The 18,855-nt window shown below is 63.6% G+C and carries 16 protein-coding genes; 3 read left to right on the top strand and 13 right to left on the bottom strand.

From position 1 onward, the window contains the following. Window positions 1-14: 14 nt before the first annotated feature. The 7 genes from FJ948_RS11350 to FJ948_RS11320 form a co-directional block, all read right to left on the bottom strand. Window positions 15-1,187, bottom strand: coding sequence for an iron-containing alcohol dehydrogenase (locus FJ948_RS11350; RefSeq protein ID WP_140704321.1), 1,173 nt, complete (start codon window positions 1,185-1,187; stop codon window positions 15-17). Between the two features lie 18 nt (window positions 1,188-1,205). Next, on the bottom strand, window positions 1,206-2,603 hold the full coding sequence (locus FJ948_RS11345) for an aldehyde dehydrogenase family protein (protein ID WP_140704320.1): 1,398 nt from the start codon (window positions 2,601-2,603) through the stop codon (window positions 1,206-1,208). Beyond that, on the bottom strand, window positions 2,604-3,023 hold the full coding sequence (locus tag FJ948_RS11340) for a type II toxin-antitoxin system VapC family toxin (RefSeq protein ID WP_140704319.1): 420 nt from the start codon (window positions 3,021-3,023) through the stop codon (window positions 2,604-2,606). Beyond that, the gene (locus tag FJ948_RS11335) at window positions 3,020-3,445 is read right to left on the bottom strand and encodes a hypothetical protein (protein WP_140704317.1); all 426 of its coding nucleotides are present in this window, start codon (window positions 3,443-3,445) and stop codon (window positions 3,020-3,022) included. The genes FJ948_RS11340 and FJ948_RS11335 overlap by 4 nt, the downstream gene beginning before the upstream one ends. 83 nt (window positions 3,446-3,528) lie before the next feature. After that, window positions 3,529-4,899: a glutamine synthetase family protein gene (locus FJ948_RS11330; RefSeq protein WP_140704315.1), complete on the bottom strand. Its 1,371-nt coding sequence runs from the start codon at window positions 4,897-4,899 to the stop codon at window positions 3,529-3,531. A gap of 88 nt (window positions 4,900-4,987) precedes the next feature. After that, window positions 4,988-6,544 carry an amino acid permease gene (locus FJ948_RS11325; RefSeq protein WP_140704314.1) on the bottom strand — a complete coding sequence of 519 codons (1,557 nt, stop codon included), beginning with the start codon at window positions 6,542-6,544 and terminating at the stop codon, window positions 4,988-4,990. Between the two features lie 22 nt (window positions 6,545-6,566). Further along, a complete protein-coding gene (locus tag FJ948_RS11320) occupies window positions 6,567-7,385 on the bottom strand; it encodes an N-formylglutamate amidohydrolase (protein ID WP_140704312.1) in 819 nt (272 codons plus the stop codon). Between the two features lie 143 nt (window positions 7,386-7,528). Here FJ948_RS11320 and FJ948_RS11315 point away from each other — a divergent pair, with 143 nt between their 5' ends. The 3 genes from FJ948_RS11315 to FJ948_RS11305 all read left to right on the top strand — a co-directional run bounded on the left by FJ948_RS11315 (window position 7,529) and on the right by FJ948_RS11305 (window position 12,839). Next, window positions 7,529-8,356 carry a MurR/RpiR family transcriptional regulator gene (locus FJ948_RS11315; protein ID WP_140704310.1) on the top strand — a complete coding sequence of 276 codons (828 nt, stop codon included), beginning with the start codon at window positions 7,529-7,531 and terminating at the stop codon, window positions 8,354-8,356. A 194-nt stretch (window positions 8,357-8,550) separates the two neighbouring features. Further along, window positions 8,551-9,711, top strand: a complete 1,161-nt coding sequence (locus tag FJ948_RS11310; protein WP_140704309.1) for an efflux RND transporter periplasmic adaptor subunit — start codon at window positions 8,551-8,553, stop codon at window positions 9,709-9,711. After that, complete coding sequence (locus tag FJ948_RS11305) at window positions 9,708-12,839, top strand: efflux RND transporter permease subunit (RefSeq protein WP_140704308.1); 3,132 nt, start codon at window positions 9,708-9,710, stop codon at window positions 12,837-12,839. The genes FJ948_RS11310 and FJ948_RS11305 overlap by 4 nt, the downstream gene beginning before the upstream one ends. A 109-nt stretch (window positions 12,840-12,948) precedes the next feature. Here FJ948_RS11305 and FJ948_RS11300 read toward each other — a convergent pair whose 3' ends face one another. The 6 genes from FJ948_RS11300 to FJ948_RS11275 all read right to left on the bottom strand — a co-directional run bounded on the left by FJ948_RS11300 (window position 12,949) and on the right by FJ948_RS11275 (window position 18,786). Further along, window positions 12,949-13,359, bottom strand: a complete 411-nt coding sequence (locus FJ948_RS11300; RefSeq protein WP_140704306.1) for a GtrA family protein — start codon at window positions 13,357-13,359, stop codon at window positions 12,949-12,951. Further along, window positions 13,356-14,174 (bottom strand): ChbG/HpnK family deacetylase, encoded by an 819-nt coding sequence (locus tag FJ948_RS11295; protein ID WP_140704305.1) that lies wholly within the window; start codon window positions 14,172-14,174, stop codon window positions 13,356-13,358. The genes FJ948_RS11300 and FJ948_RS11295 overlap by 4 nt, the downstream gene beginning before the upstream one ends. Beyond that, complete coding sequence (locus FJ948_RS11290; RefSeq protein WP_140704304.1) at window positions 14,171-15,154, bottom strand: glycosyltransferase family 2 protein; 984 nt, start codon at window positions 15,152-15,154, stop codon at window positions 14,171-14,173. The genes FJ948_RS11295 and FJ948_RS11290 overlap by 4 nt, the downstream gene beginning before the upstream one ends. After that, the gene (locus FJ948_RS11285; RefSeq protein WP_140704302.1) at window positions 15,147-16,313 is read right to left on the bottom strand and encodes a glycosyltransferase family 87 protein; all 1,167 of its coding nucleotides are present in this window, start codon (window positions 16,311-16,313) and stop codon (window positions 15,147-15,149) included. Before FJ948_RS11285 ends, FJ948_RS11290 begins: the two co-directional genes overlap by 8 nt. Before the next feature lie 149 nt (window positions 16,314-16,462). Beyond that, on the bottom strand, window positions 16,463-17,500 hold the full coding sequence (locus FJ948_RS11280; protein WP_140704300.1) for a zinc-binding dehydrogenase: 1,038 nt from the start codon (window positions 17,498-17,500) through the stop codon (window positions 16,463-16,465). Between the two features lie 44 nt (window positions 17,501-17,544). After that, window positions 17,545-18,786 (bottom strand): acyl-CoA dehydrogenase family protein, encoded by a 1,242-nt coding sequence (locus FJ948_RS11275; protein ID WP_140704298.1) that lies wholly within the window; start codon window positions 18,784-18,786, stop codon window positions 17,545-17,547. Between the last annotated feature and the right edge of the window lie 69 nt (window positions 18,787-18,855).

Here is an 18,855-nt window from a genome sequence, read left to right as displayed (position 1 = left end):
TCCCGGGAGCGGCCTCAGACCGTCCCGGCGATAGCGTTTTCGAGCAGTGTCAGTGCCGCCTTCTTGGTCAGCTTGACCGGGTTGCCGCCAGCCGTCGGATCGACCACCGCCATGTCGGCGATCAGCGCCTTGCGCTTCTTGTCCATGTCGAGCCCCTTGATCAGGCCCGGCAGCGCGTGCGGCACCTTCAGTTCCTTGCGCAGCTTGATAACAGCCTTGGCGAAGCCGTCGAAGCCGCCCTTGATGCCGCAATAGGCGGCGAGCCGGCCAATGCGCTCCTCGATGGAGTCGCGGTTGAAGGCGAGCACGTAGGGCATGAACACGGCGTTGGTCATGCCGTGATGGGTGTCGTAGAGCGCGCCGATCGGGTGCGACAGCGAGTGAATGGCGCCCAACCCCTTCTGGAAGGCCGTGGCGCCCATGGCCGCCGCGCTCATCATATGGGCGCGAGCGACAAGGTCCTTGCCGTTGGCAAAGGCCTTCGGCAGATTCTCGAACACCAGCCGCACACCTTCCACGGCAATGCCATCAGCCATCGGATGGTAGCCAGGCGCGCAATAGGCTTCCAGGCAGTGCGCCAGCGCGTCCATGCCGGTGCCGGCGGTGATGAAGCCCGGCATCCCGACCGACAGTTCGGGATCGGCGATGACGATGGCCGGCAGAAGCTTGGGATGGAAGATGACCTTCTTGGTATGGGTTTCCTCGTTGGTGATGACCCCGGCGCGGCCGACTTCCGACCCGGTGCCGGCCGTGGTCGGCACCGCGATGATCGGGGCGATGGCGTCGGAATTGGCGCGCGTCCACCAGTCGCCGACATCCTCGAAATCCCACACCGGCCTGACCTGCCCGGCCTGGAAGGCGATCAGCTTGCCGAGATCGAGCGCGGAACCGCCGCCGAAAGCGATGACGCCGTCATGCTTGCCCTTCTTGAACACGGCGATACCGGCGGTGAGGTTCGACTCGACGGGGTTCGGCCTCACCTCGGAAAACACCCCATAGGGAACCTTGGCATCGTCGAGGATTTTCAGCGTCGAGGCCACGACCGGCAGTTTCGCCAGGCCCGGATCGGTGACGAACAGCGGCCGCTTGATGCCGGTGGCAGCCAGCACCTCGGGCAATTCCTTGATGCGGCCGGCGCCGAAGCGGACAGTGGTGGGATAGTTCCATTTGGAGATCAGCTTGGACATTTTTTGTCTTTCGAAAAATCAGATGGTTTCGCGCAGGTGAAAGGATTTCGGCCGGGTCAGATTGTCGTAGCCCAGCGCCGAGAGTGCTACGCCCTTGCCGGTGTCCTTGACGCCGGTCCACACCAGCGCCGGATCGAGATAGTCGCAACGGTTCATGAACACCGTTCCGGTCTCGACGCGATCGCCGATCGCGATTGCCCGCTCCGTGTCTCGCGTCCAGAGCGAGGCCGTCAGGCCGTAGGGGCTGTCATTCATCAGCGCGATCGCCTCCTCGTCGTTGCGCACCTTCATGATGCCGACGATCGGGCCGAAGCTTTCCTCGCGCATGACGCTCATCTGGTGGTCGACTTCGGTCAGGACCTCGGGCGCCAGATAGGGCGAACCCGCTCTGTCGTTTTCGACCTTCATGTTGATATGCGCCTTGGCACCCTTGCGCAGCGCTTCGGCCTTCTGTTCGCGGACCAGGTCGGCGAAGCGCGCCTGCGCCATCGGCCCCATCGTCGTCGCCTGCTCCAGCGGATTGCCGACGACATAGTTCCTGGTCTCGGCGATGAAGCCCTCGACGAACTCGTCATAGACCTTCTCGTGCACATAGACGCGTTCGATGCCGCAGCAGCACTGGCCGGAATTGAAGAACGCTCCGTCGACCAGATTGGCGACCGCGTGATCCATCTTGGCGTCGGGCAGCACATAGGCCGGATCCTTGCCGCCCAGCTCGAGGCCGAGCGTCATGAAGGTGCCCGCCGCCGCCTTCTCGATGGCGCGGCCGCCGGCGACAGAGCCGGTGAAATTGACATGGTCGATCTTGCCGGAACCCAGCAGTTTTTCGGTCTGGGCGTGGTTGAGAACGACATTCTGGAACACGCCCTTGGGCAGGCCGGCCTTGTCGAAGGCCTGGGCGAAGCGCTCGCCGACCAGCAGCGTCTGCGCGGCATGTTTCAGGATGACGGCGTTGCCGGCCATCAGCGCGGGCACGATGGTGTTGACGGCGGTCAGATAAGGATAGTTCCACGGCGCGATCACCATGACCACGCCGAGCGGATCCTTCTTCACATAGCGGCGGAAGCCGTCCTTGGGGTTGGAGGCCGGCACGGACTTCAGCGCCTGCTCGGCAATCTCGACCATATAGTTGGTGCGTTCCTTGACGCCGCCGAACTCGCCGCCGTAGCGCACCGGCCGTCCCATCTGCCAGGCGATCTCGGGCACGATCTCATCTGTCATCGCGACCAGCGCTTCCAGCATCGCCAGCATGTATTTGCCGCGTTCGACGATCGGCGTCCGCGCCCATTTCTCTTGCGCCGCCTTGGCCCGTTCGACCGCGGCATTGATCGCCTGGTCCGTCGCGATCGGACGTTCGGCATAGATCGAGCCGTCGATGGGGGATTTGAGTTTTACGGTTTCCAAAAGATGCTCCATTTAGCAGGCTAATGCACGCAGATGACCATTGCGGCTGTAGCGAAGGATGGGCTCGTCTCGCGTCACAAGAACCATGTCCAAAGCCCTTGCAGTGGCAATCAGTATTCGATCCATGGGATCGCCATGAGGCGAACCTGGCAAGTTGGAAGACGCAATCAGAATGGCCGGCGAAATCGCGCAGAGTTTTGCCGACATGCGCTCTATGAATCGCTCTACGAAATCGAGCGGCGCTATGGGCAAGTTAAGCCGGCCCTTGGCCACACCGATGCCGATCTCCCATGCAGACATCGGCGAGAGGTAGAGGCGGCCATCATAGGCCGCGTCCGAAATCTGCTGACTTGCCTGAGGATCGATTTTGCTGTCGTTGGCGATGAATATCACCGCGCACGTGTCCAGAAGCAGGCCCGGCTCTTCACTCATTTGCGCATCACGTGTTTGTCATGCTGAGTTTCACCGCCCAGATAGCCCCGATCCCAAGGCTCGTCATCGAACGGTTTGGTGACATCAAACCCCGCCTCGATTGCTATCAAGCCCTTCATGAAACCAAATCCAGGGTGGCGGTGTGTACGCACCGCGGGTGCGCCGTCACCAGTCGGCATCTTGCGAACGCGGCGAAAGACAAGCTTGCCAGTGCCTACGTTGACGGATTCGGTTTCGAACCCAGCCTCGAGCCACTCCCTGGTCATGGGGTTGTTGCTCGGATTGTTGCTCCACCACGCAGGGTATTGCTTGGATGCAGGCAACGGCAGACTAAGCACACTCTCGATCTCATCGAATGACATAGGAATACGGTCGGCATTCTGGGCGACCAGAAATTCCTTCAGCGGCGCATATTTGGACATTGCGAACTCCTCAACAATTGCAGTTTGCAACCTTTACATGAGCCACTTTAACCAAATTGTCAACATTAAAGCTGCATTAAGCTTTAATACCGCTCGAACCCCCTGTGCAGTTCCCAATCCGTAATGCGGCGGTCGTATTCGAACTGCTCCCATTTCGCCGTGTGGACATAATGTTCGAGCACGTCCTCGCCGAGCGCCTGCTTCAGCATCTTCGACCTGGCCAGCGTTTCGGTGGCATCGCGCAGGGTCTTCGGGATCTCGGGCAGGCGCGAGGCCTGATAGGCATCGCCGACGAAGGGCTTCTGCAGATCCAGCTTCTCGTCGATGCCGGCGAGGCCCGCCGCGATCAGCGCGGCGAAAGCAAGATAGGGGTTCAAGTCGGCGCCGCCGATGCGGCATTCCATGCGGATGCCCTTTGTGCCTTCGCCGCACAGGCGGAAGCCGGCGGTGCGGTTGTCCTCGCTCCACATGATCTTGGTCGGCGCGAAGGTGCCGGCCTGGAAGCGCTTGTAGGAATTGATGTAGGGCGCCAGGAACCAGGTGAACTCCTTGGCGTATTTCAACTGCCCGGCCGCCCATTGCTGGCCGAGCGTCGACAACGTCCATTCAGCCTTTTTGTCGAAGAACAGCGGCGTCTTGCCGTCGGCGCTCCACAGCGAATTGTGGATGTGGCTGGAATTGCCGGCGAGCCCATAATTGTATTTGGACATGAAGGAGATCGCCTTGCCCTCGGACTCGGCGATTTCCTTGGCCCCGTTCTTCAGGATGACGTGGCGGTCGGCCATGTCGAGCGCTTCGGCATAGCGCACATTGATCTCTTCCTGGCCCGGGCCCCACTCGCCCTTGGAATTCTCGATCGGGATACCGGCCGCTTCCATCTCGTTGCGAAGCCGGCGCATGACGCCTTCTTCCTTGGTGGTGATGCCGATCTGATAATCGCCGATATAGGGCGACGCGGTGTCGAGACCTTGCCAGTGCTTCTTTCGGGCGGAATGGTAGGTCTCGTTGAACAAATAGAATTCGAGCTCGGAAGCGAAATAGCCGATATAGCCACGCTCCTGCAGCCGCTTGACCTGCTTCTTCAGCATGGCGCGCGGCGAGTGCGGCAGGTCGTCATGCGTGTGGTGGTCGAGCACGTCGCAGATCACCAGCGCCGTCTTTTCCAGCCAGGGGATGCGCCGCAGGGTGGCGAGGTCCGGCTTCATGACGAAGTCGCCATAGCCTTTCGACCAGCTTGCCGCCTTGTAGCCCGGCACCGGCTCCATATCGATGTCGGCCGCCAGCAGGTAGTTGCAGCCATGCGTCTCGTCATGCGCGGAATCGACGAAATATTGCGCCAGGAACCGCTTTCCCGCCAGCCGGCCCTGCATGTCGACGATACAGGCCAGCACCGTGTCGATCTCGCCATTGGAGACCGCTTTCTTCAACTGATCGAACGAGAAATTTCCGGCCATTCCTGTGGCACTCCAGTGCTTGGTCGTTGAAAGGGAAAACCCCAACCATGGCCGGCACGATGCCGGCCATAATTGGTGATGCTTGACGTCAGTGGCCGGTTTCGCCGACCGCCTGCTCTGCTGCCTTGATGGCGGCCTGACGGGCGGCGATGATGTCGCCCAGCGGCGGCCCCTGGAAGCGGTTGCGTTCGAAGGCGAACCAGACGATCGCCGTCAGGATGAAGAAGCCGACGGTGATGTAGAGCGCCCAGTCGTTCGGCGGCTGGATGCCGATGATGAAGATGAGGATCATCGACACGATCGACAGGAAGCCGAACAGCATGAAGATGCCGCGACCCAGATTCCATGGCCCCATCTTGTCCCACTTCGGCGTGCCCCAGGCCAGCATGCCCAGCACGATCGGCACGATGAAGGAGAGGAACAGGAAGATGACGGTGCAGGACACCACGATGGTATAGGCCGAGGTGCCGGCAACCGAAACCAGCGTCGAGCCCCAGACGAACAGCACCGACAGGATCGAGGCCGTCCAGATCGCCGCCACCGGCGTGCGGTAGGTCGGACTGACCTTGGCGAGCGCCGAGGAGCCCGGCAGGCCGCCGTCACGCGAGAAGGCGAAGATCATGCGCGAAGCCGAGGTCACCGTGGCGAGACCGCACAGCAGCTGCGCGATGAACACGACGAGATAGACGAACTCCTTGAGGCCGGGGCTGACGCGCTGGTCGAAGGCCCAGAAGAACACGTTCCAGCCCTGCTTGGCGGCGTCGTCCATGTTGGGGATCATCAGCACGAAAGCAGCCAGGAACAGATAGCCGAACAGTGCCGACCAGATCACCGACATGACCATGGCGCGCGGCACCGAGGAAGCCGCCTTGATGGTTTCCTCGGAGGTGTGCGCCGAAGCGTCGTAGCCGGTGATCGTGTAGATCGGCAGCAAGAGCCCGAGCGCGAATACCCAGGCGTTCGAAACCTGCGGCCAGACCCCGCCGCCGGCATCGCCGGAGTAGTTGTGGAACGTAAACAGCCGGCTGAAATCCCAATGTTCCGCCGAGATCAGGCAGACCACCGCGATCAGGATCGCACCGAAGAAGATCAGGTAGCCCGAAAAATCGGTGAGTTTCGCCGTCAGCTTGATGCCTAAATGGTTGATCAGGGCTTGGGCGCCGGTGATGACGACCAGGAAGATCATCTGGTTGGTCAGCGTGCCCTCGATGCCGAGCGCCGGTCCGAAGGCGCCGACGAAGAACGTCCAGGTGCCGACATTGATGGCGCCGAGCACGGTGATCAGGCCGAGCAGGTTGAGCCAGGCGGTCACCCAGCCTGTGCCGCGATTGCCGAGGATCGAGCCCCAGTGATAGAGGCCGCCGGCCGTCGGATAGGCCGAGCTGATCTGCGACATGGCGACCGCGAAGGTCAGCGAGATGAAACAGCCGACCAGCCAACCGATGCCGATGCCAATGCCGCCGGCACCGGAGGTTGCCTGAGCCAGCGAATTGATGCCACCCGACAGGATGCAGATGATGGAGAAGGAAACCGCGAAGTTCGAAAAGCGGCTGAGACGCCGCTCCAGTTCCTGGGCGTAGCCCATGCTGTGGAGGGCCTTTACGTCCTCCGCCTTGTCGACGTCTGTATAACCCGGTGCTGCCATTGGAAGTCCCCTGTTTTGATTCTCAGCTGGCCGATTGGACTGACTTTCTGACTGAATGCGATCTGGGCCGCGTGGCCTCCTCTGGTTCCAGATCCGAAAAAATGCCGGTGAGCAGATCCGCCCATTTCCGCTGCCCGGTTTCGCCGGAGATTTCATCGTTGCGGATTTCGATCATCGCGCAGGGCAAGCCGCGCGAACGCGCGTGCCGCTCCAGCGTGAAATAGACGCGGTCGGCGGGCGAATAGGGTTCGTTGACCCCGACCGTGACCCCGGCAAGCCGTTGCAGCGCCGAAATCAGCGGCTTCGCCAACCTGCGGTCTTCGTCATGGATGATGCCGATATGCCAGGGCCGGTTGTGGCCCTTGTAGACCGGCGTAAAGGAATGGACGGAAACCAGCCGCGTCTCCTGACCGCGCGCCAGCCGGTCTTCGACAATGCGCTCGATGGTGCCATGAAACGGCTGCCAGGACAGGGCGACCCGCGCCGCGCGCTGTTTTTCCGACAAACCGGTATTGCCCGGTATGGCTGTGGTTTCGCTGACCGGCGGCACCAGATCCGGCGCGTCGAGCGGCCGGTTGCAGTCGATGACCAACCGCGAAACGCGGGTCTCGACCAGCGTCGCATCGAGCGCCCGCGCCATGCGCAGCGCAACCGGCAGCGCGCCGGGATCCCAAGCGATGTGACGCGACAGGTCCTCTGCGGCGAGGCCGAGCGTGCCGAATTCGGGCGGCAGGAAATTGGAAGCGTGGTCGCAGGTCAGGATGAAAGGGCTTGATCCGCCGGGGTTGGTCACCCTCACGGTATCAGACGATGCAAGGCTGGCGGGCCGTGCTTTCTCCATAGTCTGCCGTCCCCGGGGAGCGCTGTATCGTATGTTACGTATTTTGCCTCATTGCGTCCCTACGGATGATTTCATACAGTTTGTCCGGCTTTGTCAAATGCGATCTGGGGAAAAGACCGTCGGCGAGCCAAAGGTGGGGAACGATGATATCCAGCATTGCCGAATTGATCGCCGACCGCATCGGCGCGATGCCCGCTGGTGAGCGGCGGGCGGCCCAAACGCTGATCGCCAGCTATCCGTTGATCGGCTTGAAGACGGTCGCCGAATTCTCGGCCGCGGCCGGCGTCTCCTCGCCGACGATCCTGCGCTTCGTTGCCCGGCTCGGATTCCAGAATTATTCCGAGTTCCAGTCGAGCCTGCAGGACGAATTGGCGGCGCAATTGCAGTCACCGGCGATCCGTACACTCAATCCGCCCGCGCCCGCCGGCGGCAGCGCCTCGCCGATGCTGGAAGCCACGCTCGACAATATGCGCGAGACCTTCCGCCATCTCTCCGACAAGCAGCTCGCCGACATCGCCGCGCGGCTTGCCGAGCGGCGCGGCAAGACCTTCCTGATCGGCGGTCGTTTTACCGACCCGCTGGCGCGCTACATGGCCGCCCACCTCGCCGTCATCCAGCCCGATGTGTTTCATCTCGCCGGGCAGGAAAGCATGTGGCGCGACAGGCTGATCGACATGGGCAAGCGCGACGTGCTGGTGATCTTCGACATCAGGCGCTACCAGGACAGCCTCGTCCGCTTCGCCGAGAAGGCGCATCAGCGTGGCGTCCAGATCGTGCTGTTCACCGATCAGTGGTTGTCGCCCATCGCCCGCTTTGCCCGCCATGTCATCGCCGGGCGCACCGCTGTGCCTTCCGCATGGGATTCCTCGGCGGCACTGTTCGTCGTCGCCGAAACGCTGATCGGGGCCGTCACCCTGCAGCTCGAGGCCGACGGCGCACGGCGCATCCGCGAGATGGAGGGCCTGCGATAGGCCGATCCCAGCCAATCGCGTCCGCCTCGACCGCATGTGCGGCTTCACGTTACCGAGATTTAATGTGCACGATTGCGTGATAATTGCCATAAACCGCTGATATTCGGTGTGGCGTGGCCGGATCTTGCCGCCGCCCGCATCGTCGCTGTGCCGCTCCTTTGGGAATGGCTGACGATTCCTGAACCGGAGTATCGATGCGGACCTGGAAGCAAATTGCCGTTGCGCTTGTGATCGTGGTCGCCGCCGCGGCTGCGTGGGCGCGCTTTTATCCCGGAGCGCCGGAAGTGCTGGCGCGCTGGGGGATGGATTGGGCCTACGCGGCGACGCCCCCGGCCGGGAGCGGTGCGACCGACGCGAAACAGGCTGGCAATCGCAATGGCGCCCGCCCGGTCAACGTCGTCGCCTTGCCTGCCGTTTCGGCTGTTATCAACGACCGCCTGCAGGCCATCGGCACCGGCCGCGCCGACGCCTCGGTGACCGTCAATCCCTACAGCTCCGGCCGCCTCGCCGAACTGCTGGTCGACTCCGGCAGCCATGTCGACAAGGGACAAATTATCGCCACGCTCGATTCCGAGACGGAGATCATCGCCCAGGACCGCGCCAAGCTCGCCTTGCAGGACGCCCAGGCCAAGCTCGACCGCGTCAAGTCGCTGCGCGCCTCCAACGCCGCGACCCCGGTCGCGGTCGCTGACGCCGAAGTGGTGTTGGCGGGCGCCAGGCTGGCGCTTCAGGACGCCGAGCTCGCGCTGCAGCGCCGCTCGATCCTGGCCCCCATCGCCGGTACGGTCGGCATCCTGCCGATCTCGGCCGGCAACTATGTAACCAACCAATCGGCGATCGCCACCCTCGATGACCGCTCCTCCATCCTGGTCGATTTCCAGGTGCCCGAACGTTTCGCCGCCGCCATCAAGGTCGGGGCGCAATTGACGGCGACGCCGATCGCCAATCCGAGCAATGCCTATACCGGGACGGTTTGGGCCATCGACAACCACATCGACGAAAAGAGCCGCACGCTTCTGGTCAAGGCCAAGATCGCCAACCCCGCCGATTCCCTGCGCGCCGGCATGTCCTTCGGCATCACCATGAAATTCCCCGGTGAGACCTATCCGGCCGTCAGCCCGCTGGCGATCCTGTGGGGATCGGACGGCGCCTATGTCTGGCAGGTCGAGGACGGCAAGACCAGGCGCGTGCCGGTGCGCATCATCCAGCGCAACACCGAGACGGTGCTGATCGACGCAGAGATCGACAGCGGCGACATGGTGGTCACCGAAGGCACCCAGAGCGTCAGCGAGGGCGGCGAGGTCCGCATCGCCGGCCAGAAGCCTCCTGCCGCGAACGCCGTGGAAGGCTCATGACCGGCACCGTCAACGCCGCCAGCGATACCGGCTTCACCGCCCTGTTCATCCGCAGGCCGGTCATGGCTTTCGTGCTGAACACCCTTATCGCCGTTGCCGGCCTCGCCGCCTTCTACGGTGTCGAGATCCGCGAACTGCCCGACGTCGATCGCGCCGTCGTCACCGTGTCCACCACTTTCAATGGCGCGGCCGCCGAAACCGTCGACCGCGAATTGACCGACACGATCGAGGGCGCCGTTGCCCGCGTCTCCGGCGTCAAGTCGATCTCGTCCTCCTCCTCTTTCGGCTCGAGCCGCGTCACCATCGAGTTCAACGACGGCGTCGATCTCAACGTCGCGGCCTCGGACGTGCGCGACGCGGTTGGCCGTGTCGCCAACCAGATGCCGGATACCGCGGATCCGCCGCGCATCGTCAAGGCCGACGCCAATTCCGACGCGGTGATGCGCCTGGCGGTGACATCGGACAGCATGTCGATCCAGGACATGACGGTGGTGGTTCAGGACCAGATCGAGGATGAACTGGCCGCCGTGCCCGGCGTCGCCGACGTCCAGGTTTATGGCGACCGCGACAAGATCTTCCGCATCGATGTCGACCAGAACAAGCTCGCCAGCCTCGGCTTCACGGTCGCGGATCTTCGGGCAGCACTTGCCTCGGTTGCCTTCGATTCCCCGGCCGGGTCGATCACCACGACCAACCAGGATCTGATCGTGCGCACGACGGCTGACGTGACCACGCCCGCCGAATTCGAAAACATCATCATCGGCGGCACGACGCGCATCCGCGATGTCGCCACCGTCACGCTCGGCCCCGATGTCGGCCAGACCGCGCTGCGTTCGGACGGCAAGACCGGCATCGGGCTCGGCATCATCCGCCAGGCGGAATCGAACACGCTGGACATTTCGACCGGCGTGCAGGCCGCCGTCGCCAAGCTGCAGCAGAACCTGCCCGAGGGCATGTCGATCAAGATCACCAGCGACGACGCGGTCTTCGTCAAGGGCGCGGTGCACGAGGTCGAGATCGCGCTCGGCCTGTCGGTCACCATGGTGCTGATCGTGATCTATGTCTTCCTGCTCGACTGGCGTGCCACGCTGATCCCGGGCCTGTCGATGCCGGTCGCCATGATCGGCACCATAGCGGCCATTTATCTGGCCGGTTTCTCGGTCAACATCCTGACGCTGCTCGCCTTGGTGCTGGCCACCGGACTTGTCGTCGACGACGCCATCGTGGTGTTGGAAAACATTGTGCGACGGCGCAACGAGGGCATGGGGCCGCGCGCGGCCGCCGTGCTCGGCGCGCAGGAAGTGTTCTTCGCCGTCGTCGCCACGACGCTGACGCTGGTCGCCGTCTTCGTGCCTATCTCGTTCCTGCCTGGCCAGACCGGCGGCCTGTTCCGCGAATTCGGCTTCGTGCTCGCCATGTCGGTGCTTCTGTCCTGCGTGGTGGCGCTGACGCTTTGCCCGATGCTTGCCTCGCGCATGCTGACCGGCGCATCGCTTCAGCACGAAGGCGGCCATGGCATCGGTGCGCGCATCGGCGGCGTCCTCAATGCCGGCTACAAGCGCGCGCTCCATGCATGTCTCGACGCGCCTTGGATCGTGGTTCTTGTCGCGGCGCTGTTTGCCGGCATTGCCGTCAGCCTGTTCGGCACGATCCGCCAGGAGCTGACTCCAACCGAGGATCGTGCGGCCGTGCTGTTGCGCATCAACGCCCCGCAAGGCGTCAGCCTCGACTACACGACGCAGCAGATGCAGAAGATCGAGCGGCTGATCCAGCCGATGCGCGATTCCGGCGAGATCCGCTCGACCTTCGAGAACGCCGGCCAGAACGGCTCCTACAATTCGGGCTTCATGGTGATGACGCTGGCGCCGTGGGACGAGCGCAGCCGCAGCCAGCAGGAGATCATGGCCGAGATCAGCCAGTTGACCAGGCAGGTGCCCAGCGTGCGCATCTTCCCGGTCCAGCCCAACAGTCTCGGCATCCGCGGCGCCGGCAACGGCCTGCAGTTCGCGCTGGTCGGCAACGATCGCAAGGCGCTCGGAGACGCGGCCGTCAAGATCATCGCCGAGATGCAGAAGGATCAGCGCTTCCAGACGCCGCGGCTGTCGATCGACCCGACGCAGCCGCAGCTGGCCGTGGCCATCGACCGTGAGCGCGCTTCCGATCTCGGCATCGACATCACGGGTCTCGCCAACACCATGCAAGCCATGCTCGACGGCAACGACGTCGTCGATGTCTACATCGCCGACCGCAGCTACGGGGTGAAGCTTGTCTCGACCACCAATCCGATCAACGACCCGACCGATCTGGAAAATGTCTTCCTGAAGACGGCTGACGGCCGTTTCGTGCCGATGTCGACGATCGCCACGCTGACCGAACGTGCCGTGCCGCCGTCGCTGTCGCGCGAGCAGCAGCAGCCGTCGGTAGCCATCACCTCCAATCTGTCAGGCAATTTCGCGCTCGGCGATGCGCTGGCGCGCGCCGAGCAAATTGCCACGCCGCTGCTGCCGCCGGGCAGCCGTATCCTGCCGCTGGCCGAAGCCGCGACCTTGGGCGAAACAAACAGCGCCATGGTCACCATCTTCGGCTTCGCGCTGGTCATCATCCTTTTGGTGCTGGCCGCCCAGTTCGAGAGCTTCGTCAGCGCCGTCATCATCATGGCCACGGTGCCGCTCGGGCTTGCCTGCGCCATCTTCGCGCTGCTCTTGTCCGGCACCAGCCTCAACGCCTACAGCCAGATTGGCCTGGTGCTCCTGGTCGGCGTCATGGCCAAGAACGGCATCCTGATCGTCGAATTCGCAAACCAGCTGCGCGATCGCGGCCTCGGCGTGCGCGAAGCGATCGAGCAGGCCTCCACGATCCGCCTGCGGCCGGTGATGATGACGATGATCTGCACCATCCTTGGCGGTGTGCCGCTTGTGCTGGCCGCCGGTGCGGGCGCCGAGGCACGCGTGGCGCTGGGCTGGGTGATCGTCGGCGGGCTTGGCCTGGCCACCATCTCGACGCTGTTCCTGACGCCGGTCGCCTATCTCCTGCTGGGCCGCTTCGTCACGCCCAAGACCCATGAGGAGGCGCGGCTGAAGCGCGAACTCGAGCAAGCCGCCTACACCAATATCGAGCCGGCGGAATAGAGCAAATTCCAGGAAAAGTGTATGACGGTTTTCCGCCCGGAATTGCATGAAAACAAAGTGTTAGAGCGGCTCCGCGATTCCACCAAACGCTGAACCTCTCTAGTGATAGCTACTTCATTAGCCGGCCCTCGATCGACCAGCGCGCGGCGAGGAAGTTCAGCACCGCCGCCACGACGACCCCGCCGATCTTTGCCGGCCACACGCCGGCGATGCCGGAAAAGAGCGCGATCGACAGGCTGGAGACGCCGAGCGAAATCAGCGCCCCGAGCGAGACGAACCGCAGGAACGCATCATGCAGCCGGATGGCCTGATTGCGCTCGAACGACCAGAAGCCATTGGCCACGAAAGAGAAGACGACGGCGATCGACCACGAAATGACATTGGCGGGCAGCGGCGGGAGGTGCAGCTTGAGCAGCAGGAAAAAGCTGGCAAAGTCGATGGCTGCATTCGCCAGTCCGACAAGCGCGAAACGGACGATCTTGCTGCCGGTCGAACGCCGGGGTTGGTCACTGCTGCTCATCCCATGCCGTCCATGATCTCGACACCGGCGCGGGCCAGGCTCGCGCCGAACGCATCGGAGGCCAGCACCTCGAATTCCACTTCGCGCACGCCCTGCATCGGATCGCGCGCGCGCAGCGTTTCGTCGACATGGCCGGGGTGGCACATGAACAGTCCATGCTCCGGCAGCGCGTCGACCGCGGCCTCCAGCACCGGGCGGAATTTGTCGGGTTGCCGCCAGTCATAGATGCCGACGAGTGGCTTCCAGACCGCAAAGCCGGCGTGCTGCATCGATTGGTTGAAACCGGCGGCGACAGCGGCGATTGCCGCGATTTTCGCTGCGACGGCGGCATCGCCCAGCGCCGGGGCGCCGCGCAGCATCGGCCTGTCGGCGGCCTCGGGAAAACGCGAACGCAGCCATCCGCGCACGACGGGCAGGAAATGCACGTGCTGATGACCGTCGATGAAGTCGGGCTTGCGGCCCAGCGCCTCGACGAAACGGCTGAACTGCGCGTCGAGTTCGGCATGGACGTCGCGCGCGTCGATCCGGCCGCGCAAGACCGGCAAGGCCAGGGAACGAAGCGGCGGCAAGCGGCCCTCCGGCGCCAGGCTCGATTTGCCTGTGACGGCCGGCTGGTCGGTCAGCGTCAGATGCAGCCCGATCGCGGCGCGGCCGCATAGCCGCTTTATGCGCGCCGCCGCATCAGGCCATTCCGGAAAGCCGGTCATGCAACTGGTACCGGTCAGGCGTCCACGGTCGAGCAGATCGAGAATTCCGGCGCAAACCCCTGGCGCCAGCCCGTAATCGTCGGCGATCAGGCGAATGCGCCGCGTCATCCGCGGGACGCGCCTGGGGCGCCGTCCGAAACGTCGCTGCGCACCACATCGCGCACCAGATAGACGGGGCGGTCCTTGCTCTCCGACAGCGTGACCCAGACATATTCGCCGATCAAGCCGAGCAAGGTGAGATTGAGGCCGCCGAGCAGCACGACGGCGACCATCAGGCTGGGATAGCCAGGCACGGCAATGCCATAGAACATCACCTCGAAGAACACTTTGGCGCCGTAAACGATGCCCGCCAGCGCCGCCAGCATCCCGCTCAAGCTGATGATGCGCAGCGGGATGACGGAAAACGACGTAAAGCCTTCCAGCGAAAAGGCGATCAGGTTGAGCCGGCTCCACTTCGACGTGCCGATGGCGCGGTTTTCCGGCGAATAGGATATGGCTTTCTGACGGAAACCGGCCCAGGCGAACAGGCCCTTGTTGAAGCGCCGCTTGTCACGCAAACTCGTCAGAGCGCGCGCGACGGTACCGCGCATGACGCGAAAATCACCCGCGTTCTCCGGAATGTCGAAACGTTGGCTGCTGTTGATCAGGCTATAGAACAGCTTCGCCAGCTGGCTGCGCCGCCAACTCGCCTCGCGCCGGTCGTTCTGCGCGTAGACGACGTCGATCTCGGGGTCGTCTACCAGCTCGGCGATCATCTTCAGGCTGATGTCCATGGAATGCTGCAGATCGGAATCCATGATCAGCACCATGTCGCCGCGCGACTGGTCGAGGCCGGCGAGCACCGCGACCTCCTTGCCGAAATTGCGGCTGAGGCGAACGATCTCCCAAGATCCCGACAGGGCGCGGGAAAATCGCTCGGCCCCGTCGTCGCGGCTGCCGTCATCGACCAGGATCTTGTGGACCGCCATGCCGAAACGGCGCGATACCGCTTCCTCGAGCCTGTCGAGCAGTGCGGCGAAGGCCGACGCCGATTGCGCCTCGTTGAAGAAAGGCGCCACGATATCGAGTTTCTGACGCAACTCAGCCATGGGCGACGGGTCCGACATTCACCGCCTTTTCGCGCGCCTTGGCCCAGAACCACCAGATCAGCGAACAGGCGATGAAGGTGACCGCGAGCGGCCGGAACCAAGGGTAGAAGAAATCATGCATGTGACGCTCGACGCCGGTCAAACCCGTGAGGAACAATACCGTCGCCAGCACCGAGGCCAGGACGCCGCCACGCTCGTCCCGCCACAGTGTGGCAATAGCGAGGCCGGCGGGCACGGCGATCATGGCATAGGTGTTGGGCTCGACGCGCGGATTGAACACGCACATATAGAAGGCTGCCGTCAGGAAGATCGCCAGTCCGGCCATTCCAGGCTGGAGCTTGCGGTCGAACCAGAGAACGGTCGATAGCGTAAGCAGTGCCACGACGACACGCACGGTCGTCGCGGCGAATTCAGGCATGGGCAGTCCCGCCGAGGTGAAGGGCGCCGTGAAGTCGGTGGGGACAAAGTGGCTTGATTTGTCGAGGCCCATCGAAGTCAGCATGCGGGCGAAATCGCCATATTGCGCGTTGAGGTAGGAAGCTGGTGCGAAAGCGTAGGGCACGGCAAGCACGAACAGCACCGATAGCGCCAGCACGGCTATCAGCCGCGGGCGCAGAGCCCCCACCAGCAAAAGCATGATGATGGCGGTCGGTTTGGCAATGATGGCGACCGAAGCCCAGAAGAAGGTCTCGGCGCGACGCCCTTCGAGCGCCGACAGAGTGAGAAGCCAGCAGGCTCCGGTCAGAAGGATCGTCGCCTGGCCGTTGCGGATCGCGCCCAGCGCCATCGGCAAGGCAAGGAAGAGACCGTAAGAAAGCAACCAGGTCAATTCGCCGCCGCCAAGCTTGCGTACCTGCCGCATCGCCGCGAAGGTGAGCACGGCAAAGCCCAGCACATGCCAAACCAGCCCGCCGAGATAAGGTCCGAGCTTCGCCACCGGAACGTAAAGCGCGGCGAAGGCGGGCGCGTAGAGATATCCCATTTCGGATTGGAGATTGTAGAGCGGCCGCCCATTCAGGAATGCGTCGCTGCCATATGTGTAGGCTGCCATCACGGTGCGGGTGTGGGGCGACCACAGGACCATGGCGAGAACGACCAGGAATGCCCCGATCCAAAGGCCCAGACCCAAACGGTCGAAAACCGGCTTGGAAATCGTCATCAATAAACCCCGCACGCCAATGGGGAAGACGCCTCAGCCTCGTCCCGGCATTCGATGGCGGCGGCATATCACGGACAAAGCGGCGCGGCATAGGGGGCTTGATGGCGCAGATGACGATCCGGCAGGTTCGATGGCGGTCTTTCGAGGCGCTAGGGCCGGATGAACACCTTGCCGTTGGGCTTGGCCAGCTCCGCAGGCACCCGCGCCATCGCTTCGGCGAACGGCACGATCGCGGTTACGTCGGTTGACCAGCGTCCATCGGAAAATCGCTTCTGCGCCTCGAGGACCGCGGGGCCACGCCGATCTCTGGATTGCCGCATCCATTCGCTCAGCCAGAAGCCCTCTATGTGCTTGTGCTGGAAGATCAGCTGGCCGGGCTCGCGGATGATCGTGGCCTCGGGGTCGAGCCGGCCATAGATGATCCAGCGCGCCCGTTTCGGCATTGCATTGAAGATGGCCGAGGCCAGCGGCCCGGTGACCGCATCGAGGAAGATGCGCGGCTGCTCGGCCTTCATCACATCGCGCAGCGTGGCCTCGAAATCCGGCGCCTTCTCGTTGAGGACATGCGCCGCGCCAAGCTCTTTCAGCAATGCGATCTGCTCGTCGCGGCGCACGGTGAGGACAGGCCGAAACCCTTCCTCCCTGGCCAGGCCGATGATCAGCTTGCAGAGCTGGCTGGCGCCGGCGGTCATGATGAAGGCCTTCTCGCCTTCCTGTTTGACGATGTCGAACATGGCGATCGCGGTCAGCGGATTGACGATCATCGCCGCGCCATCCTCGTCGCGCACCGTATCGAGCAGCGGAATGCAGGCCGCTGCCTCGGCGACGGCATAGTCAGCCCATGAACCCCAGTTGCTGAGACCGGTGGCGAAGGCGACGCGCTTGCCGACGAGGCTCTTGGGACAAGGTTCGTCACCACCGGCGACGACCGTGCCGACACCCTCGAAGCCGGCCGGCCGGCCCTTGGCGCGCGGCTGCCCGTATTGGCCCTTGATGAAGGCGACATCCGAGGGGTTGATCGAGGCCAGGCTGACCTTGATCAGCACCTGGCTCGGTCCGGGCGGCGGCACCGCGATCCTACCCCGCTCGAGATACGGCTCCATCGCCTCGAGCACGCTGCCGCTCGGCGTCCTGGTATAGCCGTCCCCGATCAAGAGCAGCGCCTTCATTTCGGAGGGGATCGTCATTGGCGGGATTCCTTGTTTGTCGGCGGCAACACGGCCGGCAGCGCTCAGATCTTTTCCTGCGTGTATTTCTTGAGCTCGGTGCGCGCCACCTGCCGTCGATGCACGGCATCAGGCCCGTCGGCGAGGCGCAGGGTCCTCAGATGCGTCCACGAGCGCGCGAGCGGCGTATCCTGGCTGATGCCTTGGGCGCCGAACATCTGCACCGCTTCGTCGGTGACTTTCAGCGCGACGCGCGGCGCGATCACCTTGATCTGGCTGATCCAGGGCGCAGCGGCGCGCGCGTCGCCCTGGTCGATCATCCACGCCGCCTTGAGGCAGAGCAGCCGGGCCATCTCGATCTCCATGCGGCATTCGGCGATGATGTCGAAATTGGCGCCAAGTTTTGCCAGCTTCTGGCCGAACGCCTCGCGGCGCACCGAACGCTGGCACAGCATTCCCAGCGCCATCTCGGCCTGGCCGATGGCGCGCATGCAGTGATGAATGCGGCCGGGACCGAGCCGCCCCTGGGCGATCTCGAAACCCTTGCCCTCGCCGAGGATCAGGTTCGAGGCCGGCACCCGGACATTGTCGAAGCGTAGGTGCATGTGGCCATGCGGCGCGTCATCGTCGCCATAGACCTGCATGGCGCGGACCTTGGTCACGCCCTTGGCGTCCGATTGCACCAGGATCATGGAATGGCGGCGGTGCTGTGGCTCCTCATCGCCGCCGGTCCGCGCCATGACGATATAGATGGCGCAGCGCGGGTCACCGGCGCCCGATGCCCACCATTTCTCGCCGTTGAGCACATAGTCATCGCCCTGCCGCTCGCAGCGCATGGCAATGTTGGTGGCGTCGGAGGACGCGACATCCGGCTCGGTCATCAGATAGGCCGAGCGGATTTTTCCGTCCAGCAGCGGTTCGAGCCATTCCCGCTTGTGCTCGGCCGTGCCGTAGCGTTCCAGAACCTCCATATTGCCGGTGTCGGGCGCCGAGCAGTTGAAGGTTTCGGCGCCCAGATGCGCCTTTCCCATCTCCTCCGCCAGATAGGCGTATTCGACGGTGGACAGGCCGTAGCCGCGCTCCGAACCGGTCAGCCAGAAATTCCACAGGCCGCGGTCCCTGGCGGTCTTCTTCAGCCCTTCGAGGATCTCGCTCTGGCGCTTGCTGTAGACCCAGCGGTCGCCTTCCTTGCCGACTTCGCCGAGGAATTCCTTGTCGAGCGGCATGATCTCGTCGCGCACCATGGCCGCGACGCGTGCGTGGATCGGCTTCAGCCGCTCGGTCATGCCGAGATTCATCTGCGTCATCGGTCGCTAACCCTTCATGCAGGCCAGGCATTTTACCCGTGGCAAGGATGACCGTACTTCGGATAGCCT

Origin of the sequence: Mesorhizobium sp. B2-3-12, from assembly GCF_006442205.1 — a bacterium.
Lineage (GTDB): Bacteria > Pseudomonadota > Alphaproteobacteria > Rhizobiales > Rhizobiaceae > Mesorhizobium.
Note: the sequence above shows the minus strand (reverse complement) of the source record. Positions and strands in the feature narration are given on the sequence as shown.